Here is a 24,389-nt window from a genome sequence, read left to right as displayed (position 1 = left end):
CAACCTTTCCCACGTCGCGCAAAAGCAGTTAATCGGCACCAATTTCTTCGAATGGTGCAGCGCAAAAAAATGAACAAACTCGGGATTTGCGCCGCGCCGGCCGAGCCACAGGGAACTCGGAGAAAATGCTTCGCTTTCGAAAAGACGCGTTGCGTCAACCCCTGAACAAGAGGTCGCGCCCGAGCTCATCGATGGTGGAGACAGCAGCAAGTGCCGCACGCAGCCGATCGAGGTCGCGGCCCGACGATCGCTTCACGGCAACCGCGTTGGAAGGCGGGATGCCGTGGGCGATGTCCTCAACCTGCTGCGACAGGATGAGATCGAGAAAGGTGCCCTGGGCTTCGCCAAGCGCTTCGAGATCGCTCTCGCTGGCCCGAACCCTCGCCTTCACGCCGGCCAGTCGCGCCGACGTCGACCGTTCCATGACGTGATAGCGGATTGCCATCGCGCGCACCCATGCAACGAGACCAAACAGTCCGGCCGCCTTGAGGTCGATACGGCCGGCGACCGTGCGGATCCCACCGAAAAATTTCAGGCTCGCCGGAACGCTGACGTTCTCGACCAACAGTTTGATAAACGCGACCTGGCCTTCGGCCGCCGCGAAGGCCGCCTGACGCACCGCAACGGCAAGGCCGCCGTCGCCGTGAACCGCCCGCAGGTCGAAGAAGATATCGACGGACAACAGATTGGCGGGACTGGAACGTGTGATCCACTTGTCGACGCGATCCTGCCATGTTGCCACCGAGCCGCGCCAAAGCGCGTTCTTCGCCATGACGCCGCCCTTGCAATAGGGCACGCCGACCTCGTGCAGGATATCGGCGACATGCGTTGCGAGTTCGGCAAACCAGCGATCCTCCTCGCCGTCCGGCTCGCCCTGCGCGAAGATCACGGCGTTGTCCTGATCCATCGCCAACAAGCTCTCGCCGCGTCCGGCCGATCCGAGCACCAGCAGCGCATACTCGCACGGCGGCCCGCCTCGGCCGCTCTCCCGCATGATCCGCTCGGCGATCACCGCGGCCTGGCGAGAAAGAGCGCCCAGTTCGCGGGAAATGACTTCGGCGATATCGCGGCCGGACAATCCTTCCGCCAGAAGCAATTCCGCGACTCGCGGCAACTTCGCCCAGGCCGCCGCCAGCGCATGCGCGTCGGCGGCGGCGTCGATCTCGTCGCCGAGCGATATGGCCTCGCCTGCGCGCAGGCGCAGCAGATCGCGCGCCGATAATGCGCCGATCACGCAGCCCCTCTCGTCGACGACGCCGAGATGTCGGGTCTTGAGACGATTCATCCGGCCGATAGCGCGGTAGACGAACGCTTCCGCCGGGACCGCCGCCAGCGGCTGGCTCATGATCTCGGCGACCGGCCGTTGCAGCGCCGGGGCGCCATCCCGGGCCAAGGCGCGCAACATGTCGCGTTCCGTGACAATGCCCGCGTCAGCCGCCCTGATCTCCGGCCCAGACTGCGGCCCGCGGACGTAGACCGCCGAGATCTTCTCGTCCGTCATTCGCGCCAGCGCAGCGGCGACCTTGGTATCCGGTGAGACGAAGATCGCGGGCGTCCGCATGATGGCGCGGATGCGATGGCGGAACGCATAGCTGTCGAAGCGCTGCAGCGTCTCCTCGGCATCGACGCGGGCGGTGGCGTCGACAGCGTCGATCCAGCCGCTGCGCACCTGATCGTCGAGCACGGCGGTGAGTGCGCGACAGGCGCGTTCGGCTTCGGCAACAGTCCGGATGCCGTGCTCACGCAGCTTCGGCACCAGCGTCAGGAATATCCGCGCGGCCATGACCGCATCGCCGAGCGCGGAGTGCCGACCGGCGGTCTCGACGCCGAGCCAGCCTGCGAGCTTCTCCAGCGTGTAACCGGCCAATTCGGGCGCGGCGATCTGCGCCAGCAGCCGGGTATCGAGCGTTCTCGGCCGCGACCACGGAATGCCGGCTAGGTCGCATTCGCGCTTGAGGACCGCCAGATCGAAGCCGACCGTGTGGCCGATCACGACGGATCCGCCGAGAAACGCCTTGAAGCCCGGCCAGACCTCCGCGAACGGCGGCGCCCCCGCGACGATAGCGTCGTCGATGCCATGAATGCGGGTGGCTGCAGCCGGAATCGATTCCCCTGCCGGCCGCAGCAATCGGCGAAACGTATCGCCGGCTGCGAGCTTTCCGGCCGAGAGGCGCACGCCAGCGAGCTCGATCACCCGCGCCTTGCGCGGATCGAGCCCGGTCGTCTCCGTATCGATGACAACGGCGTCGAGCGACAAAAGCAGGGCCCCGCCGGCCGTCCTGTCCATCGACTCCTCCCGCTCGCGCCCGCCGCACCCTCCAACATCGCTCGACGGTCCCGGCGTCGGCAGGCTTCGGACGGTCCTATTTCAAAAGCGCACCGATCACTGCGGCCGCATCGATGCGGTCCGCCAATTCGTCATGGATGTTACACAGGCTGACACGCAGGTAGTTGCGCGTGGTCTGGAAATCGCGCCCGCGCAGCTTTTCGTGGATCGGCATCATGGCAAAGTAGCTCTCGGCCAGCGGTTCGGGAATGTCCATCACCCGCTTGGGCGCGTGCCCGCCGACCAGGTCGAGCCGATGCGCCAGTTCGCGCCGCGCCTCCTGCCAGGCGGCCTCGCCGATCGAGGGCGGCACCGGATAGCGGTCGAACACCGAAAGGACGACCGCGATGATCTGGTCGAGCACCGCCCGGCGCTCTTCCCCGGCGTGCGGACGCAATACGACGTCTACCGTCTCGCCGACCATCGACAGCCCGAGCGGAAAGGCCTGCCAGCGTGCGTGTTCGACCGATTTGGCGAAGCCTTCCTCGGCAAACAGCACCTTGGCGTAATGGCCTGCGCGGGCGCGCGAATATTCGTAGATGCCCTTCTGCACGATGAACGCCGACTGCGCATCGACGAAGTCCGCGAGTGCCTCGCGATCGCGAATCGGCGGACGGGGACGAAACAGTTTTTCGAACAGCTTCATTGCATTCCAGTCCCGCGGCCAGCTTGAGGTCAGCTTGTACGAAAAATCCGGTACCTGCAAAGTCCAATGATTCCAATGCAGCATTGTTATTAGCAGGCTCTACCCCCCGAAAGTATTATTAAGGCTGGCCATTCGGGATGTTAGAAGTTCCCATTCCCAAACCGCCAAAAGATCGGTTGGGACAGCGGCAAAGGGGGGACGCCGTACTACGGGATTGCAATCCCCTCGATCATTCAATCCCGGCTTTGCTGACCGGTGTCTTGAGGAGGATACGCAACCGATGGCTGATACTGCAAACCTGAAACAGAGAGAAGAGGCGCACTGGGCGAAGACCTCTCGCCTGATGTTCACGCATCTCGGCGTCTGGTTCTTCTTCGGCTTCGTCATCCACATGTTCGTGAAGCCGCTCAACGCTATCACCATTCCGGTCCTCGGCTTCCCGCTCGGCTTCTACATGGCGGCGCAGGGTTCGCTGATCGTGTTCGTGGTCATGCTGTACATGTTCGCGAGACAGCAAGACAAGATTGACCGCGAATTCGGCTTCGCCGAGGAAGATTGAGGGGATCGACCATGGCTACGAAATCTGCAGGCGGAACGGACTTCCTCAACAACCTGGGCCGGGTCTACGGCATTTACACCGGAGGCTTTCTCGCCTTCGTAATTTTGCTCGCGGTGCTCGAACAGGTCGGGGTCCCTAACAAGATCCTGGGCTACCTCTTCGTGTTCTTTACTCTCGCAGTCTATGCCATCATCGGCATTCTCTCGCGAACGGCGCAGGTCTCCGAATATTACGTCGCCGGCCGCAGCGTGCCCGCATTCTACAACGGCATGGCGACCGGCGCCGACTGGATGTCGGCGGCTTCCTTCGTCGGCATGGCCGGCACCTTGTTCCTGCTCGGCTATGACGGCCTGGCGTGGGTGCTCGGATGGACCGGCGGCTTCGTGCTGGTGTCGATTCTGATCGGACCGTACCTGCGCAAGTTCGGCGCCTATACCGTGCCCGACTTCCTGGCATTCCGTTACGGCGGCAACTTTGCCCGCGGTCTCGGCGTGATCGTGCTGGTTGCCTGCTCCTTCACCTACGTGACCGCGCAGATCTACGGCACCGGCCTGATTGCCTCGCGCTTCCTCGGCATGCAGTTCGAAATCGCCGTCTTTGCCGGACTTGTCGGCATTCTGGTCTGCTCGATGCTGGGCGGTATGCGGGCGGTGACCTGGACCCAGGTGGCCCAGTACATCGTGCTGATCATCGCCTATCTGACGCCGATCGTGATCCTGTCCACCAAGAACTACGGCTTCCCGATTCCGGAGCTCACATATGGACAGGCGATCGTTGACATCACCGCGCGCGAGCAGCAAATGCTGGCGACCGGTCTGACGACCGCCGCAGCGCTGAAGCCGCACATTCAGCCCTTCATCAACTACACCCCGCTCAACTTCTTCGCGATCATCATGTGCATGATGGTCGGCACGGCTTCGTTGCCGCACATCCTGATGCGCTACTTCACCACCCCCTCGGTGCGTGAGGCACGTCAGTCGGTCGCCTGGTCGTTGCTGTTCATCTTCCTGCTGTACTTCTCGGCGCCGGCCTATGCGGCGTTCTCCAAGCTGGAAGTCTACACCAACATCATCGGACGGGATCTGTCGGCCATCCGCCCGTGGTTGTTCAACTGGGGTGAACTCGGGCTGATCCAGATCTGCGGCAAGAACGCAAGCAGCATCGATGCGATCATTGCCGCGTGCAAGGCCATTGCCGATCATCCCGGCGTGGTCCGGCTGCAGGACTTCGTCATCAACACGGACGTGATCGTGCTCTCCACGCCGGAGATCGCGGGACTTCCCTATGTGATCTCGGGCCTCGTGGCCGCTGGCGGTCTCGCCGCAGCGTTGTCGACCGCTGACGGGCTGCTGCTCGCCATCGCAAACGCGCTGTCGCACGACGTCTACTACAAGATGGTCGACCCCAACGCGCCGACGGCGCGCCGGCTGATCGTCGCCCGCGTCCTGCTGCTGATCGTCGCCGTGGTCGCGGCTGCGACGGCTGCCACCAAGCCGGGGGACATCCTGGCCATGGTCGGCTGGGCATTCTCACTGGCGATGGCCGGCAATTTCCCGGCACTTGTGATGGGAGTGTGGTGGAAGCGCACGACGGCGAAAGGCGCAATCTGCGGCATCATTGCCGGGTTTGGACTGTGCCTGTTCTATCTCGTGGTATCGCGATATTTCCCGGGCGCAGGCGTCAAGTATTTCGGCATGACGTCGCTGCTCAACCCGGCCACGGGAGCGCCGCTGGTCGATATCGCCAAGGCCATGGCGTTGCCAAACGCCATGGAAAGCTTCCCGACGCTCGCGCACCCGCTGGCCAACAAGGTCGGCTGGTTCAACCTGACCAACATCGCCTGCGGCTTGTTGGGCGCTCCGCTCGGCTTCGCTGTCATCTATATCGTCAGCAAGCTCGACAAGGAGCCGTCGGCGGAAATGCAGGCCTATGTCGACGACATCCGGAAGCCGCGAGGCAGGACGGTGCTCGAAGAGAAGACGACCTAGCAGCGCTGCTACACATTTCGGCAAACGGGGCCTCACAAGGCCCCGTTTTGTTTTGGCAAGACCGTGACTGACCCGGCTTGCGGGGAGAACCGCCGCTTGCCATTGTTGCCCGCCGTCGCATCACAATATCGCCGTTCGTCGATTGCTCGAGCAGACCAGGAGAGTCCGACTTTGGGTACTTCAAGTTCGCTGGCCGCTTACTGGTATTTTCACCTGCCGAATTTCGCTCTCGCGGCGCTGATGTACACCATGCTCGGCCGTGTCCTGCTCGGCCTGATGGTCGATGCGGATTCGCCGAACTACATCTGGCGATTTTTCTGCCGGGTCACCGATCCCGTGGTCACCGTCGTCTCGCTGGTCAGTCCGAAGATCGCCGCTCCGGTCTTGCTGTGGCTGTTCGGCTTTGTCTGGTTGTTCTGGCTGCGTGTCGCGTTTCACTACACGCTGCTGCTGCTCGACCTCGCCCCCCGCATCGGCGGAGCGGCGTCATGAACCGCAATTTCTATTTCATTGGCATCGCGTTCTTCGGAATGATCAACGGCATATTCAACCAGCTCTGGTTGATTTTCGCGCTGCTGTACGTCAAGCCGCTGGCCGGTCCGCTGCTGTTCGGGAACCTGTCGCTGACCTTGATGTTCGCGTCGCTGATGGTTTCGACCGCAACCGTCATCCTGGGCGGAATTCCCGCGGCCATCTACGAGCGGGTTACCGGCGCCTCGGAATCCAACCACGTGTCGCTCTGGATCTGGCTTGCCGGGACGGCGCTCCTGACGCTGCCCGCCGTGGGCAATTTTCTCCAGATCGGCCTCTAGAGCGTTTCCCAGCGAAAGCCTGCCCCGGACTTGATCCGGGGGTGAACACCGGTTCGCGCCAAGAAAACGCGTCAAAACAAAACCTGGAGCCCGGTTCTGATTCAAGCAGAACCGAAAAGGCTCTAGCCGAGGTTGAGGGCGGGAGGCTCAGCCGCTACGCTGAACCGCTTGCTTGCGAACGACGGAGTAGCGCCGGCATGGAAGAGATGCGCCGTCTTGCCTATCAAACGGTGCTGCGCGCATGCGGCTTTGCGTCGCTTGCGATCTTCTGCGTCATGATCGCCCTGTCGTTCATTCCGCGGGCCGCCTTTCAGGCCGGAGGGTTTCTGACCATGGCGATGACGCTCGTCCTTGTCCTGAAGGCGCGCGAAGCCAGAACCAAGGACCATCGCCGGACCGAGATGTGGCTCTATCTGCGCAGGGAAAGCCGCCCGCCCCCAGCAGTCGCGCAGAAGATGATTTCGACGCTCCTGCGGGAGACGTATTTGCTGTGCGCGCGCTGGACCGCCCTCATCTCCATTGTGATGTGGACCGCTGCGCTGTTGTTCTCGGCGATGGGACTTTAGATAAGACAAAAGCCGCGCAGCAGCCCGGGTCCACTCGGTTTCAATCCACGCTGCCGCCAAACTGCAGCACGATCTCGCGCCGGTGCGGCCGGGCGCGATGCTCGACCAGATAGATCGCCTGCCAGGTACCCAGCGCGAGTGCGCCCTGCAAAACCGGGATGTGCAGCGAGGTCGCTGTCAACATGGTCTTGATGTGTGCCGGCATGTCATCCGGCCCCTCGGTGTCATGACGCCAGCCGGCGTTTTCGGGCGCAAGCCGGTTCAGTGCGGTGGTCAGGTCGACCAGCACGGTCGGATCGGCATTTTCCTGGATGGTCAGCGACGCCGAGGTGTGACGGATGAACAGCGTCACCGCGCCCTCGCGCGCATGTGCGTCACGGACGAATTTTGCGACTTCAGCCGTGAGGTCGGTGAAGCCCGCGCCTCGCGTTTGCACGGTCAAGAGCGAGGACACGATGGTGGTGGCGCTGACCGTGGATGGGGCAGTGCGGGAAAGGGATTTGGGTGCGGTCATCAAGGGCGATCTTCGTAGGGTGGAGCAAAGGCGCTCTTCGCGCCGTGCCCACCAGTTCTTGCATCGATAATGATGGTGGGCACGCTTCGCTTTGCCCACCCTACAAATTCAGCGGCCGTTAAATCTTGCCGCTGACGTCCCGCTGCAGCCGGTTGGCGATCTCGATCAATCGCTGCCAGGCCCGCTCCAGGAACGACATCATGCGATCCATGTCGCGGTCGCTCGGCAGCGGGATTTCGATCTTGCGCTCGCCCTCGGCAACCTTCGGCTCGCTCTTCTTCAGCGAATCCGATTTCGGCAGCGGCTCCTCGGTCTTGCCGCTCACGGTCGGTTCGCGCGAGGCGAGCTCCGCCTTGAGCCGCTCATTCTCGGCCTGCAGCCGGACAATGTCGGCTTGCTGACGGCCGATTTCCGCGTCCATCGCCGCGCGCTCGTCAGGTACGGCATAGCAGGCCCAGCCCGCACCCGAATTGTTGCAGGTCGAAACTGCGCCGGTTCGGGTATCCAGGCGAAGCACGCCATCGCCTGCCGGCGACAGCGTGTAGCGGCCGTTCTCGGTCTCCGGCATCGGACCTGCAAGCGCCTGACCGGCGCCGGCGAGACAAAGGGCCAGCACAGTGACGCCGGGCAATTTCGAGGACGATTTCGCTCTGCTCATGGGCTTGCTCCCGCCTCAGGACAGTACCGGTTTCCTCGACCGTCGGGGCGCTTTCAAGGCGCCCTTACACTACCGAGTTATAGGGCGCGCGGCCGGACTTCAACGCGTCTCCGAGCAATTCGATGCGGTCCTGCCCCCAAAACACCTCGCCATCCAGCACGTAGACCGGCGAACCGAACACGTCAGCCGAGAGCGCGTCCTGCCGGTTCTGCTCATAGGCTGCGCTAATTTCTTCCGAGCCTGATCGCTCCACCAGTTGCTTGCCGGGCAGCCCCGATTCATCGGCGAGTTTCGCAATCGTTGCGGGATCGGCGAGGTTGAGCTGCTCTTCCCAGACGCCGGCAAAGGCCCGTCGCAGATATCGGTCGGGGTCGAGGCCGGCCTCCAGCGCCGCAATCACGACGCCATCGGCCAGGCGCGCATTGAATGGCCAGTTCGGCGGCTGCAGGTGGAATTTCAATCCGCGCTTGTCGCGCCAGCGCTGCAGTTCGACCATCCGATAGCGCTGCCGCACCGGATGGCGCTTCATCAAGGGCAAGCCGCCGGTCTCCGAGAACAGATCGACCAGCACCACCGGCTTGTGATTAACCTTGAGATCGTAGGTACTTACCAGGTCACGAAAGGGCTGATGGCCGATATAGGCCCATGGCGATTGGATCGAGAAATAGTAATCGACCTGACGCGGCATGCGGGCTCCAGGGACGGGGATTTTCGCTTCGCTTAGGGTATCCCAGCAGACCGCCCAAATCCGCGCAAGATCGATCCCTGTGGCAATACTGCTGCACTGCGATCGCGGGTCCACAGGGCCGCAGACGACATTCGAATAATTCCAGAAAAATCAAAGCACTAGCTGGTTACGGCGTAATCTTGACTTGATTAGACGCGGTAAGTATGGTCCGCGCGGCTTTCAAGGGTGACGGGCGTAATTTCCATCAACCGTTGGCATCGTTTAGAGTCTTGGGCATGGCCGAAGACAAGAACGACAACGCAAGTGGGAATCGCGATCAGCCGTCTTCCGACGAAGCTGCGCTTTCCGCAAGGCTCGGAAGTCTGGATCAACGGTTGTCCGAAATTCGTGACAGCCGGAAACTCAAGACTGATCAACCCGGAACTGAAAGCGGAGACAGGGCTGCCAGAGCATCTGCGATGGCGCTGGGTTTCCGGCTTTCCTCGGAGTTGGTTGCGGGCGTTGTCGTCGGGGCGGCGATTGGCTGGGGGTTCGACCGTTTGTTGTCGACGTCGCCGTTCGGTTTCATCGTGTTTTTGCTGCTCGGCTTCGTCGCCGGTGTGGTCAACGTGGTGAGATCTGCAGGCGTAGCTTCCCGCAGGCGCTGAGCATCGACGGGAAGTCACGACATTTGAAATTCGATTGCCGGCCAGGCCGGTGGATAAAGAGCCGCGCGGATGAAAATCGACCCGATCCACCAGTTCAATATCGAACCCCTCTTCACGATCGGCCATATCGGCAACCAAACGATCGCCTTTACCAACTCCTCGCTCTACATGTTCCTCTCGGTAGCGGTGATCTCGCTGCTGATGATCGGCGGCATGGCGGGACGGCAACTGGTTCCCGGGCGGCTGCAGTCGATCGCGGAAATCTCCTACGAGTTCGTCGCCTCGACGATCCGCTCTACCGCCGGCTCGGAAGGCATGAAGTTCTTCCCGCTGATCTTCTCGCTGTTCATGTTCATCTGCATCTCGAACCTGATCGGCATCATCCCCTACACGTTCACGGTTTCGAGCCACATCATCGTCACCGCGGCGCTGGCCCTCCTGGTTTTCTTCACCGTCCTGATCTACGGGCTCTACAAGAACGGCTTCAAGTTCTTCAAGATTTTCGTGCCCTCCGGCGTGCCGATCTACATCCTGCCGCTGGTCATGTTCATCGAAATCCTGTCGTTCTTCCTGCGGCCGGTCTCCCACAGCGTACGTCTGTTCGCCAACATGCTGGCGGGCCACATCGCGCTGAAGGTGTTCGCGGGCTTCGTCGCGATGCTCGGCGTGTCGCTCGGCGCGCTCGGCTGGGTCGGCGGCATGCTGCCGTTGGCGCTCACGGTAGCGCTGACCGCGCTCGAACTCCTGGTCGCGTTCCTGCAGGCCTACGTGTTCGCGATCCTGACCTGCATCTATCTCAACGACGCCATTCATCCGGGACACTAAGCGGTCCGGGGAATTCCCACCCACACCTTTGTCTTACCCCTCAAGGAGCTATAGAAATGGAACCGGCAGCAGCTAAACTTATCGGCGCGGGCATCGCATGCATCGGCATGGGCGGCGCGGGCGTCGGCGTGGGCATCATCTTCGGCAACTACCTCGCTGCTGCCGTGCGCAATCCTTCGGCGGCCCAGGGCCAGTTCGGCAACCTGATTTTCGGCTTCGCCGTGACCGAAGCGCTCGGCATTTTCTCGCTGCTGATCGCGCTGCTCTTGCTGTTCGTTCCGCTCTGAGCTGCACCCACTCGCGCCGCCTCCGGGCGGCGCGCTGACAGCAACAGGAGACCCCCGTGGCTGAAAAAAGTCCTGGTACCCCGGCCAAGGGCACCGGCGCCCATACCGAAGCCGACGGCGGACACGGCGGAGGATTTCCTCCGTTCGAGTCGAGCACGTTTGCTTCGCAACTGGTGTCGCTCGCCATCGCGTTCGTCGCGCTCTATGTGATCGTGTCCCGCTTTGCGCTGCCGCGCGTCGAAAGCGTGATCGACGCACGTCAGAACGCAATCGAGGGCGATCTGGCGGCGGCGCAGAAGCTGAAAGACGAGTCGGACGCAGCGCTGAAAGCGTATGAGACCGAACTCGCTTCCGCTCGCACCCGCGCCCAGGCCATCGGCAGCGAGACCCGCGAGAAGCTGAACGCGGCCGCGGAAGCCGAACGCAAGACGCTGGAAGACCAGCTCACCGCCAAGCTTGCCGCCGCCGAGAAGCAGATCGCGGCGACACGGGAAGCCGCGATGAGCAACGTCCGCGGCATCGCAGCGGATGCAGCCGGCGCGATCGTCCAGCGCCTCACCGGCGTGCTGCCCGACAGCAAGGCGGTGAGCAAAGCCGTCGATGCATCGTTGAAGGGATAGACCGATGTTCACCGAACCGGAAACCTGGGTCGCGATCGCCTTCGTCATCCTGATGGTGCTGTTTGCCTATCTCGGCATCCACAAGACGGTGCTGACGGCGCTCGATCATCGTAGCGAACGCATCAAGGCCGAACTTGACGACGCCCGCCGTCTGAAAGAGGAGGCCGCCAAGCTGCTCGGCGAGTACCAGACCCGCCGCGCCAGCGCCGAGCGCGAGGCCGAGGAGATCGTCGACAACGCCAAGGCCGAAGCCGAGCGCATCGCGACCGAAGCCAAGGCCAAGATGGAAGACTTCGTCACCCGCCGCACCAAGACCGCCGAGAGCAAGATTGCGCTTGCCGAAGCCCAGGCGCTGGCCGACGTCCGCGCCGCCGCCGCCAACGCTGCGGTCGAAGCCGCCTCGACCATCCTGTCGCAGTCGGTCAAGGGCTCGGTTGCCGACGACTTGCTCGCCAAGGGCATTGCCGAGGTTCGCGCCAAGCTGAACTGAGCGCTTTCCACCATCAATCAAAAGCCGGCGCGAGACGATCGCGCCGGCTTTTTTATTGCCTCTTCTTTTTCGGCGCCGGGCGCTCGGGCTTCAGGGCCTGCGGGTCGAACCCGATGTAGAAGATGTAGCTGTCGCCGGCGGCGCCCGGGGGCACCGGATAGGTGAGATCTTCGGCCACCAGCGTGAACGGCTCGCTGCCGCTTTCGGTCATGTTGACCGTGGTCTGGTAGGCCTTGGTGGCGATGGTCTTCTCAGATACGCCGCCGTGCACCACCGCGACACGTATAGGGACCTGGACCGAAGCCGGCGCGCCGGCGGGACCCGCGATGACGCGGCCCTGAATGCCGATCCGCGCCGTGATCACGCCGCCATTGACGCTGCATTCGCGGGCCATCTTGCTGATCGTTGCCTGGAACCGCAGGTCGTTGCCGACTGGCTGCTTGCCGGGGGCGGCGACGGCGTAGGTGGAAGCGCCTGACCTGACTGTGACCGGCGGACAGGTCAGGTCGCCGGTGTCCTGTGGTACCGGCGCGGCAGGCGCGTCTGTGGCCGGCTCGTCCGATTTTCCCCCGAACAGGCTCTTGAAACGATCGGTCAGCGATTGCGCCGATGCCGGCGTGGCCATCGTACAAGCCAGCCCGCCCGCGACCGCAGCCGCGATCGCTACCCTGAGCAAACGATTGTCACCCATGCGACGTCCCTGCCATCCCCATCATCGTCTATTCCCGCGGCGTTATAGCAGCCCAATGGCGGCGAACCCAAGGCACCCAAAAGGCTTAGAAATCAACGGTTCAGCCGCGGAAATCCTCATGCAGCAGGCCGAACAGCAGATGGTCCTGCCAGATGCCGTTGATGCAGAGATAGCGCCGCGCCAACCCCTCGCGGGTGAAGCCGCACTTCTCCAGCACCCGGATCGACGGCGTATTGGAGGGAATGCAGGCCGCCTCGATGCGGTGCAGATTGAGCTCACCGAACAGCGTCGGCAGCAGCACCCGCAGCGCCGCGGTCATGTAGCCGCGGCAGGCGTGAGGCTCGCCGACCCAATATCCGATGGTCCCGGCCTGCACGATGCCGCGGCGGACATTGGCGAGCGTGATGCCGCCAATCATGGCGCCATCACGCTCACGGAAGATGATGAAGGGATAGGAGCGGTCGGCGGCGATATCCTCGGCGTAGCGGCGCAGCCGGCGGCGGAACCCCGCGCGGGTCAGATCGTCCGATGGCCAGATCGGCTCCCATGGCGTCAGATAGGTCCGGCTTTGTTCGCGCAATTGCGCCCATTGCGGGAAGTCCGCCATCTGGGGAGCTCGCAGCAGGAGGCCATGGCCACGCGGTACGAGCGCAGCCGGTCCGCTGGTTGGCAAACGAAACAGGGCCATGCCCACTCTCCCCCGCCCTACCTCAATGTAGAAGGGTTTTCGCCTTCGACCGCGTCAATCCTTCCGCAAAAGACACCGCCGTGTCCAGACCCCTTCCGCTGCCAAGCGCGACAACCGCCGGCCGGCTGCGGGACAATAGCGCGTGCGCCGCGTTGCGGGCCGATTCGATGGAGACCGCATCGATCCTGGCGACCAGCTCCTCCACCGTCAGCGGCCGTCCATAGGCCAGCACGTGCCGCGCAAGCTGTTCGGCCCGGGACGAGCAGCTTTCCAGCGCCATCAACAGCCCCGCCTTCATCTGCGCCTTGGCGCGAGCGATCTCGGCTTCGGTCAGGGTTTCTACGGAGTCGTTGATGACGTCGACGATGACCTCCATCATCTCGGGGGCGTCGCCGGGATCGGTGCCGGTGTAGAGGCCGAAGAACCCGGTGTCGGTATAGGGTGCGTGGAAGGTGTAGATCGAATAGCACAGGCCGCGCTTTTCGCGCACTTCCTGGAACAGCCGCGACGACATCCCGCCGCCCAGCGTGTTGGTGAAGACCTGCAGCGAGAACAGCGACAGGTCGGTCTGCGGTACGCCTTCGAGCGCCAGCGTCAAATGCGCCTGTTCGAGGTCGCGGTGTACCACGCGGGAGCCGCCCTCGCCGAACATCGCCGGTTGCGGCTTCGGCGCCGGCGTGGCGTCGAAGCTGGCAAATCTCTGCGCCGCTTCCTCCACCACGCGCTTGTGGTCGACCGCGCCGGCGGCCGCGACCACCATGTCGGGGCCGCGGTAATGCGTCGCCAGATAGCCGCGCAACATGTCGCGATCGAAATTCTTCAGCGTCTTCGCGGTGCCGAGCAGCGACCGGCCCATCGGCTGGTCTGGAAAGCAGAGCTCATTGAGGTGCTCGAACACGACATCGTCGGGCGTATCCTGCGCCGCGCCGATCTCCTGCACGATGACGCTCTTCTCCCGCTCGAGTTCGTCCGGCACGAAGGACGGATTGGTGAGGATGTCGGAGAGCACGTCGAGCGCGAGCGGCACGTCGGCCTTCATCACCCGCGCGTAATAGGCCGTGGTCTCGGTCGAGGTCCCGGCATTGAGGTCGCCGCCGACCGCCTCGATTTCTTCCACGATCTCGCGTGAGGAGCGCCGCGTCGTGCCCTTGAAGGCCATGTGTTCCAGGAGATGCGAGATGCCGTGCTCGTTCGACTTTTCGTCGCGGCCGCCGACGCCGGCCCAGACGCCGAGCGCCGCCGTTTCCAGATGCGGCATGGTGTCGGTGACGACGGTCAGGCCGGATGGCAGCTTGGTGATATCAACGCTCATCCGGCAACTCCCTGCTTCGCGGCGCGGCTGACCGAGCGCACGAATCGCTCCACCTCGGCTGAATCGTTTTTCATCACCGTGATGTGTTCGGATTTGGTCATGAGGCCGTCGAGCCAGGCCGGCAGTTGCGGCCGCACGCCGCACGCAGCTTCCACCGCGTCAGGGAACTTGGCCGGATGCGCCGTCGACAGCACGATGTTGGGGATCTTCGAATCCGAGGTATCGCGATCGGCCACCGCCAGCGCCACCGCCGTATGGGGATCGACGAGGTCCCCGGCCTCGCGCCAGGCGGCGCGGATCGCGGCCGACGTCTCGGTCTCGTCGGCGCGGCCGGCGTCGAACTCCTCGCGGATCGCCGCCAGCATGGCATCCGGCAGCACGAAACGGCCGGACTGTTTTAGCGAGGCCATCAGCCGGCGGACACCGTCGGCGTCGCGGCGGCTCGCCTCGAACAACAGCCGTTCGAAATTCGAGGAAACCTGGATGTCCATCGACGGTGACGCCGAGGCATGAACCTCGCGGACTTCATAGATGCCGGTCTTGAGCGTGCGCGGCAGGATGTCGTTGACGTTGGAGGCGATTCGCAGCCAGCGCACCGGCAGGCCCATCCTCTTCGCCACGTAGCCCGCAAAGATGTCGCCGAAATTTCCCGTTGGCACAGTGAAGTCCACGGTACGCGCGGGCGCGCCGAGCGCCACCGCCGACGTGAAGTAATACACCACCTGCGCGACGATCCGCGCCCAGTTGATCGAATTGACGCCGGACAGCGAGACCGCATCGCGAAAGCCGTGATGGTTGAACATCGCCTTCACGAGTGCCTGGCAGTCGTCGAAGGTGCCCTCGATCGCCAGCGCATGCACGTTGGACGCGCCCGTCGTCGTCATCATTCGCCGCTGCACGTCGGAGATACGCCCGTTCGGGAACAGCACGACCAGGTCGACATTGTCGAGATTGGCGAACGCATCGACCGCGGCGCCGCCGGTATCGCCTGAGGTCGCGACCACGATGGTGGTGCGCTGATTGCGCTTGGCCAGCACGTGATCCATCAGCCGCGAGATCAACTGCATGGCGACGTCCTTGAACGCCAGCGTCGGGCCGTGGAACAGCTCCAGCACGAATTGATGGGGACTGACCTGGTTCAGCGGCACCACCGCGGGATGGCGGAACGTCGCATAAGCCTCATTCGCCATGCGGCCGACATCGGCGTCGGAAATTTCGCCCGCGGCAAACGGCTTGATGACGTCAACGGCAACTTCCCAATAGGGCCGGCCGAAGAAGGAGGCGATGGTCTCGCTCGATAATTGCGGCCAGACCTCGGGCACGTAGAGGCCGCCGTCGCGGGCGAGCCCGGTCAGCATCACATCGCAGAAACCCAGGACGGGGGCTTCCCCCCGCGTCGAAATATAGCGCGTCAAACCACCCTCCAAAGGCGCAAGCCTTATGCCAAGCCTTTGATATTAGTCATGAATTAGATTTCGCCAAGCGCGAAGCGAGGGCGCACCATAATGGGTTTTGCGGCGAAGGGGAAATGGCTCGTGGGCGAAAAAGGAAGGACGCGACTACCGCAAAATGCGCAATCCTATGGATAGCGGGCCACACACACGACGTCATCCCCGCGAAGGCGGGGATCCAGTACGCCGCGGCCTATCGGCTCAACTACTGCTGCCTCTGCAATACTGGGTCACCCGCTTTCGCGGGTGACGACAACCGAGTTTGGGTCAGCCCTCACCCATATCGAAGCACATCGACCGGATCGAGCCGCGCGGCGCGCCAGGATGGATAGAGCGTTGCGAGCAACGACAGCGTCAATGCCATGACCACGACGGCGGCGGTTTCGCCAAAATCGATCTCCGCCGGCAGCTTCGACAAGAAGTAGAGTTTTGGTGGAAACAGCTCGGTATTGGTCAGCCAGGACAGGAATTGCCGGATCGTTTCGATATTCAGGCAAACCAGCATGCCGACGAGCAGTCCGGTCACCGTGCCGAGCACGCCGATCGCAGCACCTGCGATCAGGAATATCCGCATGATTGCCCCTCGCGAGGCGCCCACGGTGCGCAGAATCGCGATGTCGCTGCCCTTGTCCTTCACCAGCATGATCAGGCCCGACACGATGTTCAGCGCGGCGACCAGCACGATCAAGGTCAGGATCAGGAACATGACATTCCGTTCGACCTGAAGTGCGGCGAAGAAGGCCGAGGTACGCCGCCGCCAGTCGACGAGGAACACCGGCCTTCCCGCGGCGTCAGCCACCGGCCTTCGGAAGCTGTCGACCCGGTCAGGGCTGCCGTCGATAAAAATTTCGATGGCGCTCACGTCATCGGCGCGGTTGAAATAGGCCTGCGCCTCGGCGAGCGGCAGAAAGACCATGACGGAATCATATTCTGACATGTCGATGCTGAACACCGCCGCAACCTTGTACGGCTTGATCCGCGCCGTCGTGCCCTTCGACCTCGCGCCATCTGGCGCGACCAGCGTGATGTTGTCGCCGGCACGCAGCGACAATTGATCGGCAAGCCTGCGTCCGATCGCGACCCCTTGCCCCTGGTCGAATCCTTCCAGCGAGCCCTGCTGGACGTTGCCGGCGATCGCGGCCAATTTGTTGAGATCGTCGGAGCGAATGCCGCGAACGAGCACGCCGGAGGCGTTGTGCGCCGACGATGCGAGGGCCGGAGCGTCCACCACGGGAACGGCGAGCCGTATGCCTGGAACCTGACTGATGCGCTCGGTGACGTCCTCCCAGTCCGTCAACGGCTGCTCCAGCGGTTGCACCAGAAGGTGGCCGTTCAGGCCGACGATCTTGCCCACCAGCTCCTTGCGGAAGCCGTTCATGACCGCCATCACGATAATCAGCGTCGCAACGCCGAGCATGATGCCGAGGAAGGAAAAACCGGCGATAACGGAAATGAAGCCTTCCTTGCGACGCGCCCGCAAGTACCGCCCGGACAGCAGCCATTCGAATGCCGAGAACGGCAGGGGGCGCGGATTCTCCATGGTCCATTCATAGCGCGTTTTTTGAACGATTGGCGCGCTAGCCTTGAAGAATGGTTCTCATCCACCGCCATATTCCTGCCATGCCAGATCAGGTGGCGCTTCCCTTGCGGATGCCCTGGGTCAAGCCTCGAAGTTCAATACGCGTTCGCTCAAGCTCAACCGACGTCCGGCATTTCCTCCAGCAGCTTGTCGAGCGTGATCGGATAGTCGCGCACGCGGACGCCGGTGGCGTTGTAGACGGCGTTGGCGACCGCCGCCGCCACGCCGCAGATGCCGAGCTCGGCGACGCCCTTGGCCTTCATCGGCGACGACATCGGGTCGGTCTCGTCGAGGAAGATCATGTCCTGATGCGGAATGTCGGCGTGAACCGGCACTTCGTACCCGGCCAAGTCATGATTGACGAAGAAGCCGGCGCGTTCGTCGACGACGAGTTCCTCCATCAGCGCCGCGCCCACGCCCATGGTCATCGCGCCGATCACCTGGCTGCGCGCGGTCTTCGGATTGAGAATGCGGCCGGCGGCACAGGCCGCGAGCATCCGCCGCACCCGGATCTCGGCCGTGGCAGCATCGACGCCGACTTCGACGAAGTGCGCGCCGAAGGTCGATTGCTGGTACTTCTTGTCGATGTCGCCGTACTCAATGCCGTCCTCGGCACCTAGGCCGCTACCGCCCGCGGCCTGCGCCAGCGGCACGCGGCGATTACCCGAGCGAACCTCACCATCAGTGAACTCCGCTTCCGCCGAGTTGAAACCAAGTTTTTGCGCGACCGCCTCGCGCAGCTTGACGCATGCGGCATAAACGCCTGCGGTCGAGTTGTTGCCGCCCCATTGTCCGCCGGAGCCTGATGACACCGGGAAGTTCGAGTCTCCCAAACGCACCACTACTTTCTCCATCGGCACACCCATCATCTCGGCCGCGGTCTGCGCGATGATCGTGTAGCTGCCGGTGCCGATGTCGGTCATATCGGTCTCGACGGTAACAACGCCGTTGTTGTCGAGCCGCACGCGTGCGGCCGACTTCGTCAGCAAATTGTTGCGAAACGCGGCAGCGACGCCCATGCCGACCAGCCAACGCCCGTCGCGGACCCTGCCCGGCTGCGGATTGCGCTTGTTCCAGCCGAAGCGCCCCGCACCTGTCCGCAGGCACTCGGTGAGGCGGCGCTGCGAGAACGGCCGCTCGGGCTTTTCCGGATCCACCTGGGTATCGTTGATGATACGGAACTCGATCGGATCCATGCCGAGCCGCTCGGCCATTTCGTCAACCGCGATTTCAAGCGCCATCATGCCCGATGCCTCGCCCGGCGCGCGCATGGCGTTGCCTTCGGGCAAGCTTAGCTCGGCGAGCCGCGTGGCGGTCATGCGGTTGGCGCCGGCATAAAGCAGCCGTGTCTGGGCGACCGCGCCCTCGGGCCTGCCGCCGGGCAGATTGCCGGACCACTCTTCATGACCGATGGCCGAGATTTTGCCATCCCTGGCCGCGCCGATGCGGATGCGCTGGATCGTTGCGGGACGATGTGTGGTGTTGTTGAAGACAAAGGGCCGCGGCAGCGCCACCTTCACAGGCCGCCCGGTTTCGCGCGCGCCGAGTGCCGCGAGCAATGCATCCGAACGAACGAACAGTTTCGAACCGAAGCCGCCGCCGATGAAGGGCGAGATCAGGCGAACGTTCTCCTTCGGAATGTCCAGCGTCTTCGCCACCTCCCCCACTCCCCAGGCGATCATCTGGTTCGAGGTCCAGAGCGTGAGCTTGTCGCCATTCCAGGCGGCGATCGAGGCATGCGGCTCCATCATCGCATGCGCCTGATCGGGCGTGGTGTAGCTAGCGTCGAGTTGAACCGGCGCTGCGGCGAATGCGTCGGCAAAATCACCGACCGCGGTATCAGCCGGACCGCCGAACACGGCCCGGGGCTTGGCAATGTCCTTGACCGCCGCGAGATCGAAGGCGCCATCCGTTCGGACATAGTCGACGCGGACGAGTTCCGCGGCGGCGCGGGCCTGCTCGAAGGTATCGGCAACCACGAGCGCGATCGCCTGGTGGTAATGCTCGATGTCGGGACCGCCGAGCAGCTTCGCGGTGTTGCGGTCACCCTTGCCGAGCTTGCCGGCATTATCAGCCGTGACGATGGCGCGCACACCGGGTGCCGACTTGGCGGCGGTGAGATCCATACCGGTGATCCGGCCCTTGGCGATGGCCGAGCCGATCACGTAGCCGTAAGCCGGATTTGGGACGCCCTCGTGGTGCTCGTAGGCATAACGCGCGGTGCCCGTGGTCTTGAGCGGACCATCGATGCGATCGGCGGGCTTACCGACCACCTTGAGCTGGTCGATCGGATTGATTGTGGCAGCGGTTTCGAATCTCATGGATCAACCTTTCGGATCAGCCTTTCGCTTCAGCCAGCACGGCGCCCAACGTGCGTTCGGCCAGCGCAACCTTGAATGCATTCTCGCGCGTTGGCCTGGCGTCGGCGAGCAACTGTGCGGCGACCGCCTTGGCGCCACGCGGCATCTGGGCCTCGGCCGCCTCGACACGCCATGGCTTGTGCGCGACGCCGCCGAGCGCGACACGCCCCGTTCCGTCGCGCTGCACGATCGCAGCCACCGATACCAGCGCGAAGGCGTAGGAGGCGCGGTCGCGCACCTTGCGGTAGATCTGTTTGCCGCCGACGGGTTTTGGCAGCGTCACCGCCGTGATCAATTCGCCCGGCATCAACGTCGTTTCGATATGCGGCGTATCGCCGGGCAGACGGTAAAATTCGGCAATCGGGATCGCTCGCGTCGCGCCGTCGGGCCGCACGGTTTCGACGGTGGCATCGAGCGCGCGCATCGCCACCGCCATGTCGCTCGGATGGGTCGCGATGCAGGCTTCGCTTGCGCCTACGACAGCATGCTGGCGGCTGAAGCCGCCGATCGCCGCACAGCCGCTGCCGGGCTTCCGTTTATTGCAGGACTGATTGGTGTCATAGAAGTAAGGGCAGCGCGTTCGCTGCAGCAGATTGCCTGCCGTCGTCGCCATGTTGCGCAGTTGCCCCGAGGCGCCCGCGAGCAGCGCGCGCGACAATACGCCGTAGTCGCGCCGCACGCGCGTGTCCGCGGCGAGATCGGTGTTGCGCACCAGCGCGCCGATGCGTAGTCCGCCCTCTTGCGTCGGCTCGATCTTGTCGAGTGCAAGGCCGTTGACGTCGATCAGATGGGCCGGCGTCTCGATCTCGAGTTTCATCAGGTCCAGGAGATTGGTGCCACCGGCGATGAATTTGGCATCCGGCTTGCGCATCGCGGAAGCGGCAGCCTCAGCTGGCGTGCGGGCGCGTTCGTAGGTGAATGATCTCATGCGGGCCTCCCGGCGACCTCCGATATAGCCTCGGCGATGTTGGAATAGGCGCCGCAACGGCAGATGTTGCCGCTCATGCGCTCGCGGAGCTCGGAATTGCTGAGTTGCGGCGGCGCGTTCAGGTCGGTGCTGACGTGGCTCGGGATGCCGGCCTTGATCTCGTCGAGCACTGCGACGGCCGAGCAAATTTGTCCCGGCGTGCAATAGCCGCATTGGTAACCGTCATGCCTGACGAAAGCGGCCTGCATTGGGTGCATGTTCTCGGGCGTGCCGAGCCCCTCGACGGTCGTGATGCGCTCGCCCTCGTGCATCACCGCGAGCGTCATGCAGGAATTGATCCGCCTTCCGCCCACGATGACGGTGCAGGCACCGCACTGGCCGTGATCACAGCCCTTCTTGGTGCCGGTGAGATGCAGGTGCTCGCGCAGCACGTCGAGCAGCGTGGTTCTCGGGTCGAGCGTAAGGCCGCGCGCCGCTCCGTTCACGGTGAAGGAGACTTTCCATACGGCAGAGACTTCAGCGACGGCAGCCTCCACGGCAGGCACCTGGGCATAGACGATGGATGGCGCCGCCGTCAGCGCTATTGATGCGGCGCTTCCCGCCAACAGTTTACGCCGCGATAATTCGAAGTCGCTCGGACTTTTCATGTCGTGTTCCCGTTTGTGCTTTTCGCCCGGATCACGTTCGAGGTAGGCGCGGTCTTTACCGCTGCCCGCGTGAAATATCCGGCTGCGCTCGTGTAACTGCGCCGCGTTTCGGCTGTTCCTAGCCGGCGTTCACGTTTGATAGAGCGCGACGATGCGAGCGACGCCGGGCCCAACATCTAGCGGCCGCAGGCGCCCTCTATTAGATGGTAGAATTGATTTGCGCCTATGAATTGGATTCATGAATGGCGCGGCAAAACATCAGCGATCTCACCGCGTTCCTTGCAGTGGCGCGCGAAAGAAGCTTCACCCGGGCAGCGGCGCAGCTCGGTGTTTCACGCCGCCTTTGCTGTGCTGGTTGCGGCGCTGCGTTACCGGCGCTGATGCTTGTTGCCGGCCCAACAAAAGGGCCGCAGGCGAACCTGCGGCCCTCTCTCCTGGAAGGGTCCGTCACTGATTTGTGCAGACCTTCATGGTTTCCATGCTGGTTTCGGCCGCCATCCGGGCAAGGCTCCAATGATGCCGGCAACGCGCGAGGGAATCGATTGTTCCGATTTTTCCCGATCGAACGGGGATGAGCCGTCGGCCAAAGCGACGGCGAACTAGTCCTCCCGGGGGCCTTCCAGGCTTTTGAGATATTTGAGCCCTTCGACCGCCAGTAACTCCGTGTCGGTCTCGCCCGCCATGCAGCGCTGTCGTATAAAACGCTGGAGGCTGGCGCGGCGGGCGTCGTTCTCGTCGATACCGCTGTGGATCAGCAGGTAGACGCTCCAGGCCCGTGCAAAGGCGGCTTCTACGATATCGGGGCTGTTCATCCAGCTCTCCTTGCAAATGCTTCGCAAGGTTACTTTGCCAATTTTTCCCGTCAATCGGTGGCAGACTATCCGCTTGATCTTCTTGATTGGTCGCCACGGAACAGAACAAAATCGACGATCGGGAACTTGTGGGGTGATGCGCGAATTGCAGCGGCGCGAAAGGGTCGCGCCCGCGCGGCGCGGCCCGTGCAGCCCACGCGGATGCCAGTGGCGTTCAGCCGAGCCCCATCTCGACCGCGATCCGGATCAAGTCCGAATGGTTCTTGGCGCCGAGCTTCTGCTTGAGCAGCGAGGTGGTGTTGGCCACCGTTTTATAAGAAATCTCCAGCGCGTCGGCGACCTCGACGATCTTGTCACCACGGCCCAACAGCCGCAGGATTTCCAGCTCGCGCGCCGTCATCAGCGATGCCGGATTGGCCTTGATCGACGCGCCTGAAAACGTCACTGCCTCCGCCAGTTGCGGTGAAATGAAATTCTCGCCCGCGGCAACCTTGCGGACGGCCCTCACCAGCATCCGGGGATCGTCGCCCTTCGAAACATAGCCCTGCGCACCCATCTCGATGGCGCGAACGACGAACGCCGGATCGTCATTCATGCTAAACATGATGATCCTGGCGCCCGGATCGTCCTTGCGGATGCGCCGCATCAGCTCGAAACCGGAAACGTCGGGAAGCTTGATGTCGATAACCGTGACGTCGGGCTTCCTGGCAACGTAGGCGCGGTGGCCGGACTTGGCGTCGGTGGCCTCCTCGATCTTGACGGAATTGTCCGAGGCGAACAGCGAACGGCAACCGGATAGGACCACCGGATGGTCGTCGACGATCAATACCTTCGTTGCCGATCTGGTGGAATTTTGCATCATCCATCCCCTTTCGGGATAAATAAGCGGTTGGCGGTATTTGAAAAGAGAAATCTTGGGTTGCGGGAACTAAAATAGTGCAAATGTGGGAAAGGCTTTCTCTCAGAACGCGGTTGTTGCTGCCGCTCGGCCTGATGTTCGTGGCCGCCCTGCTGGCCGGAGCCGTTTCGCTCCAGATCTTTGCCTCTGCGCAACTTGTGGAGGAAGCCGAGCCAGGGACTCGCTCGGCCAGAACGGTCGCGGCGGCGCTCAACGCTGCGCTTCGAGCCTCGGCCAATCCGCAAACAACTCTCGATGCGTTCGTGCAATCGCTTGGAACGTCGGAAACAATCCGGTTTCGACGCCTCGGGACCGACCTCGATGTTTACCCTCCCGACGTGCAGACTCCCCTTGGAACGGTGCCTGACTGGTTCGTCCACCTCCTCGCCATCCCCGAAATCGGGACAGCCTTCCCCGTGATAGTCGAGGGGAAGCAGGTCGGCGATATCGTATTTGCGCCGGACATGTCCGCCGACATCCACGAAAAGTGGATCGGATTTCTGGCGATCGCCTGCTCCGGAATTGGCCTGATGCTGCTGACGGGGGCGATTGCCCACTTCACCGTGCGTTCCGCATTGGTACCGCTGCAGAATCTGGGTGACGGCCTGACCCGCATGCGAACGGGGAATTACGAACAGCTAATTTCCCCTGCCGGCCCGCCCGAGGTCCGCAGGAGCGCGCAGGAAGCCAACGAACTGGCCCGCACCCTCAATCGCCTCAGTCAGGATAATCGTAGCCTGCTGCGCCGGATCGTATCGCTGCAGGATGACGAGCGGCAGGACATGGCGCGCGAGCTCCATGATGAGCTCGGACCGCTGCTGTTCGGGATCCGCGCCAACACGGTGGCGCTCCTGGAAACCATCCCGTCCGCTAACGCGGAGCTGAGGAGCGCGGCCGATGGCATTCTGCAGTCGGTCGAAACATTGCAACAGGCGAACCGCCGCATCCTCGACCGCCTGCGGCCGCTCTACATTCAGGAGCTCGGCCTGGAGAAGAGCATCCAGACGCTGCTGCGGAATGCGAAGGCGCAGTCGCCTGATCTCAAAGTGACGTCGCAGATCGACGCTGATCTGAACGAGGTCGATGGCCTGCTGTCGCAGACGGTCTATCGCGTGATCCAGGAGGCGGTGACAAATGTGCTCCGCCACGCCAAAGCGAAATCGATGCATGTCGCGACAGGCATCAACGAGCGCGAAGTGATCGTGGAAGTGTCCGACGACGGCGTCGGCTTTCCGGCAGATCGGATGTTCGGCCGGGGGCTGACGGGAATGCTGGAGCGCGTCCGAGCGCTGAGCGGGACGCTTGAGTTGCTGCGCGAGGCAGGGCGCACCTGCATTCGTTGCCGGCTTCCAGCGGGCGATTCCGCCTCACAGTCGCAACACGCAGAACGGAGTTAA

General features: G+C 63.2%; 26 protein-coding genes and 1 pseudogene. 12 read left to right on the top strand and 15 right to left on the bottom strand.

The window, feature by feature from the left end:
- Positions 1-154 precede the first annotated feature (154 nt).
- Positions 155-2,287 (bottom strand): DUF294 nucleotidyltransferase-like domain-containing protein, encoded by a 2,133-nt coding sequence (locus tag V1277_RS18060; RefSeq protein WP_334417481.1) that lies wholly within the window; start codon positions 2,285-2,287, stop codon positions 155-157.
- A gap of 76 nt (positions 2,288-2,363) precedes the next feature.
- Positions 2,364-2,972: a hypothetical protein gene (locus V1277_RS18055; protein WP_334370730.1), complete on the bottom strand. Its 609-nt coding sequence runs from the start codon at positions 2,970-2,972 to the stop codon at positions 2,364-2,366.
- A gap of 280 nt (positions 2,973-3,252) precedes the next feature.
- On the opposite strand from V1277_RS18055, the gene V1277_RS18050 reads away from it, so the two are divergent.
- The 5 genes from V1277_RS18050 (at position 3,253) to V1277_RS18030 (ending at position 6,897) form a co-directional block, all read left to right on the top strand.
- The gene (locus V1277_RS18050; RefSeq protein ID WP_334370731.1) at positions 3,253-3,531 is read left to right on the top strand and encodes a DUF4212 domain-containing protein; all 279 of its coding nucleotides are present in this window, start codon (positions 3,253-3,255) and stop codon (positions 3,529-3,531) included.
- Positions 3,532-3,542: 11 nt separating this feature from the next.
- Positions 3,543-5,519 carry a sodium:solute symporter family protein gene (locus tag V1277_RS18045; protein ID WP_334417480.1) on the top strand — a complete coding sequence of 659 codons (1,977 nt, stop codon included), beginning with the start codon at positions 3,543-3,545 and terminating at the stop codon, positions 5,517-5,519.
- 171 nt (positions 5,520-5,690) lie between these two features.
- Positions 5,691-6,011, top strand: a complete 321-nt coding sequence (locus V1277_RS18040) for a hypothetical protein (RefSeq protein ID WP_334417479.1) — start codon at positions 5,691-5,693, stop codon at positions 6,009-6,011.
- Entirely contained in the window at positions 6,008-6,331 is a 324-nt protein-coding gene (locus tag V1277_RS18035; RefSeq protein ID WP_334370737.1) for a hypothetical protein, read from the top strand. Before V1277_RS18040 ends, V1277_RS18035 begins: the two co-directional genes overlap by 4 nt.
- Before the next feature lie 41 nt (positions 6,332-6,372).
- Positions 6,373-6,897 carry a hypothetical protein gene (locus tag V1277_RS18030; protein ID WP_334417478.1) on the top strand — a complete coding sequence of 175 codons (525 nt, stop codon included), beginning with the start codon at positions 6,373-6,375 and terminating at the stop codon, positions 6,895-6,897.
- Positions 6,898-6,937: 40 nt separating this feature from the next.
- Here the strand turns inward: V1277_RS18030 and V1277_RS18025 are convergent, their stop codons facing one another.
- From V1277_RS18025 to V1277_RS18015, 3 genes are all read right to left on the bottom strand, one after another.
- Positions 6,938-7,411 carry a secondary thiamine-phosphate synthase enzyme YjbQ gene (locus tag V1277_RS18025; RefSeq protein WP_334417477.1) on the bottom strand — a complete coding sequence of 158 codons (474 nt, stop codon included), beginning with the start codon at positions 7,409-7,411 and terminating at the stop codon, positions 6,938-6,940.
- A gap of 118 nt (positions 7,412-7,529) precedes the next feature.
- Entirely contained in the window at positions 7,530-8,069 is a 540-nt protein-coding gene (locus tag V1277_RS18020; RefSeq protein WP_334417476.1) for a hypothetical protein, read from the bottom strand.
- A 64-nt stretch (positions 8,070-8,133) separates the two neighbouring features.
- Complete coding sequence (locus V1277_RS18015) at positions 8,134-8,757, bottom strand: 2-hydroxychromene-2-carboxylate isomerase (protein WP_334417475.1); 624 nt, start codon at positions 8,755-8,757, stop codon at positions 8,134-8,136.
- Positions 8,758-9,032: 275 nt separating this feature from the next.
- On the opposite strand from V1277_RS18015, the gene V1277_RS18010 reads away from it, so the two are divergent.
- The 5 genes from V1277_RS18010 to V1277_RS17990 all read left to right on the top strand — a co-directional run bounded on the left by V1277_RS18010 (position 9,033) and on the right by V1277_RS17990 (position 11,626).
- Positions 9,033-9,404 carry an AtpZ/AtpI family protein gene (locus V1277_RS18010; RefSeq protein WP_334370742.1) on the top strand — a complete coding sequence of 124 codons (372 nt, stop codon included), beginning with the start codon at positions 9,033-9,035 and terminating at the stop codon, positions 9,402-9,404.
- Between the two features lie 69 nt (positions 9,405-9,473).
- Entirely contained in the window at positions 9,474-10,229 is a 756-nt protein-coding gene (locus V1277_RS18005; RefSeq protein ID WP_334417474.1) for a F0F1 ATP synthase subunit A, read from the top strand.
- Between the two features lie 56 nt (positions 10,230-10,285).
- Positions 10,286-10,516, top strand: coding sequence for a F0F1 ATP synthase subunit C (locus V1277_RS18000; RefSeq protein WP_016847054.1), 231 nt, complete (start codon positions 10,286-10,288; stop codon positions 10,514-10,516).
- Between the two features lie 56 nt (positions 10,517-10,572).
- Entirely contained in the window at positions 10,573-11,136 is a 564-nt protein-coding gene (locus V1277_RS17995) for a F0F1 ATP synthase subunit B family protein (protein WP_334417473.1), read from the top strand.
- A gap of 4 nt (positions 11,137-11,140) precedes the next feature.
- A complete protein-coding gene (locus tag V1277_RS17990; RefSeq protein ID WP_334417472.1) occupies positions 11,141-11,626 on the top strand; it encodes a F0F1 ATP synthase subunit B family protein in 486 nt (161 codons plus the stop codon).
- A 52-nt stretch (positions 11,627-11,678) separates the two neighbouring features.
- Here V1277_RS17990 and V1277_RS17985 read toward each other — a convergent pair whose 3' ends face one another.
- From V1277_RS17985 to paoA, 8 genes are all read right to left on the bottom strand, one after another.
- On the bottom strand, positions 11,679-12,317 hold the full coding sequence (locus V1277_RS17985; RefSeq protein ID WP_334370747.1) for a hypothetical protein: 639 nt from the start codon (positions 12,315-12,317) through the stop codon (positions 11,679-11,681).
- A 100-nt stretch (positions 12,318-12,417) separates the two neighbouring features.
- Positions 12,418-13,005, bottom strand: a complete 588-nt coding sequence (locus tag V1277_RS17980; protein ID WP_213285587.1) for a GNAT family N-acetyltransferase — start codon at positions 13,003-13,005, stop codon at positions 12,418-12,420.
- 22 nt (positions 13,006-13,027) lie between these two features.
- Positions 13,028-14,317, bottom strand: coding sequence for a M16 family metallopeptidase (locus V1277_RS17975; RefSeq protein ID WP_334370749.1), 1,290 nt, complete (start codon positions 14,315-14,317; stop codon positions 13,028-13,030).
- Positions 14,314-15,732 carry a threonine synthase gene (gene thrC / locus V1277_RS17970; RefSeq protein ID WP_334417471.1) on the bottom strand — a complete coding sequence of 473 codons (1,419 nt, stop codon included), beginning with the start codon at positions 15,730-15,732 and terminating at the stop codon, positions 14,314-14,316. Before thrC ends, V1277_RS17975 begins: the two co-directional genes overlap by 4 nt.
- A 310-nt stretch (positions 15,733-16,042) precedes the next feature.
- Positions 16,043-17,308 (bottom strand): lipoprotein-releasing ABC transporter permease subunit, encoded by a 1,266-nt coding sequence (locus V1277_RS17965; protein ID WP_334417470.1) that lies wholly within the window; start codon positions 17,306-17,308, stop codon positions 16,043-16,045.
- A gap of 155 nt (positions 17,309-17,463) precedes the next feature.
- Positions 17,464-19,668, bottom strand: a complete 2,205-nt coding sequence (gene paoC / locus V1277_RS17960) for an aldehyde oxidoreductase molybdenum-binding subunit PaoC (protein WP_334417469.1) — start codon at positions 19,666-19,668, stop codon at positions 17,464-17,466.
- 16 nt (positions 19,669-19,684) lie between these two features.
- A complete protein-coding gene (locus V1277_RS17955; protein WP_334417468.1) occupies positions 19,685-20,635 on the bottom strand; it encodes an FAD binding domain-containing protein in 951 nt (316 codons plus the stop codon).
- Positions 20,632-21,282 (bottom strand): aldehyde dehydrogenase iron-sulfur subunit PaoA, encoded by a 651-nt coding sequence (paoA, locus tag V1277_RS17950; protein WP_334417467.1) that lies wholly within the window; start codon positions 21,280-21,282, stop codon positions 20,632-20,634. The genes V1277_RS17955 and paoA overlap by 4 nt, the downstream gene beginning before the upstream one ends.
- A 242-nt stretch (positions 21,283-21,524) precedes the next feature.
- On the opposite strand from paoA, the pseudogene V1277_RS17945 reads away from it, so the two are divergent.
- Positions 21,525-21,620 (top strand): annotated as a pseudogene (locus V1277_RS17945) (LysR family transcriptional regulator); the annotation flags it as partial.
- A gap of 261 nt (positions 21,621-21,881) precedes the next feature.
- Here V1277_RS17945 and V1277_RS17940 read toward each other — a convergent pair.
- Both V1277_RS17940 and V1277_RS17935 read right to left on the bottom strand, forming a co-directional pair.
- Positions 21,882-22,094 (bottom strand): hypothetical protein, encoded by a 213-nt coding sequence (locus tag V1277_RS17940; protein ID WP_334417466.1) that lies wholly within the window; start codon positions 22,092-22,094, stop codon positions 21,882-21,884.
- 214 nt (positions 22,095-22,308) lie between these two features.
- The gene (locus V1277_RS17935) at positions 22,309-22,953 is read right to left on the bottom strand and encodes a response regulator transcription factor (protein WP_334376941.1); all 645 of its coding nucleotides are present in this window, start codon (positions 22,951-22,953) and stop codon (positions 22,309-22,311) included.
- Between the two features lie 116 nt (positions 22,954-23,069).
- Here V1277_RS17935 and V1277_RS17930 point away from each other — a divergent pair, with 116 nt between their 5' ends.
- On the top strand, positions 23,070-24,389 hold the full coding sequence (locus tag V1277_RS17930; protein ID WP_334417465.1) for a histidine kinase: 1,320 nt from the start codon (positions 23,070-23,072) through the stop codon (positions 24,387-24,389).

The organism is Bradyrhizobium sp. AZCC 1588 (genome assembly GCF_036924735.1).
Taxonomy (GTDB): Bacteria; Pseudomonadota; Alphaproteobacteria; order Rhizobiales; family Xanthobacteraceae; genus Bradyrhizobium.
This window is presented reverse-complemented; position numbering and strand designations above follow the sequence as displayed.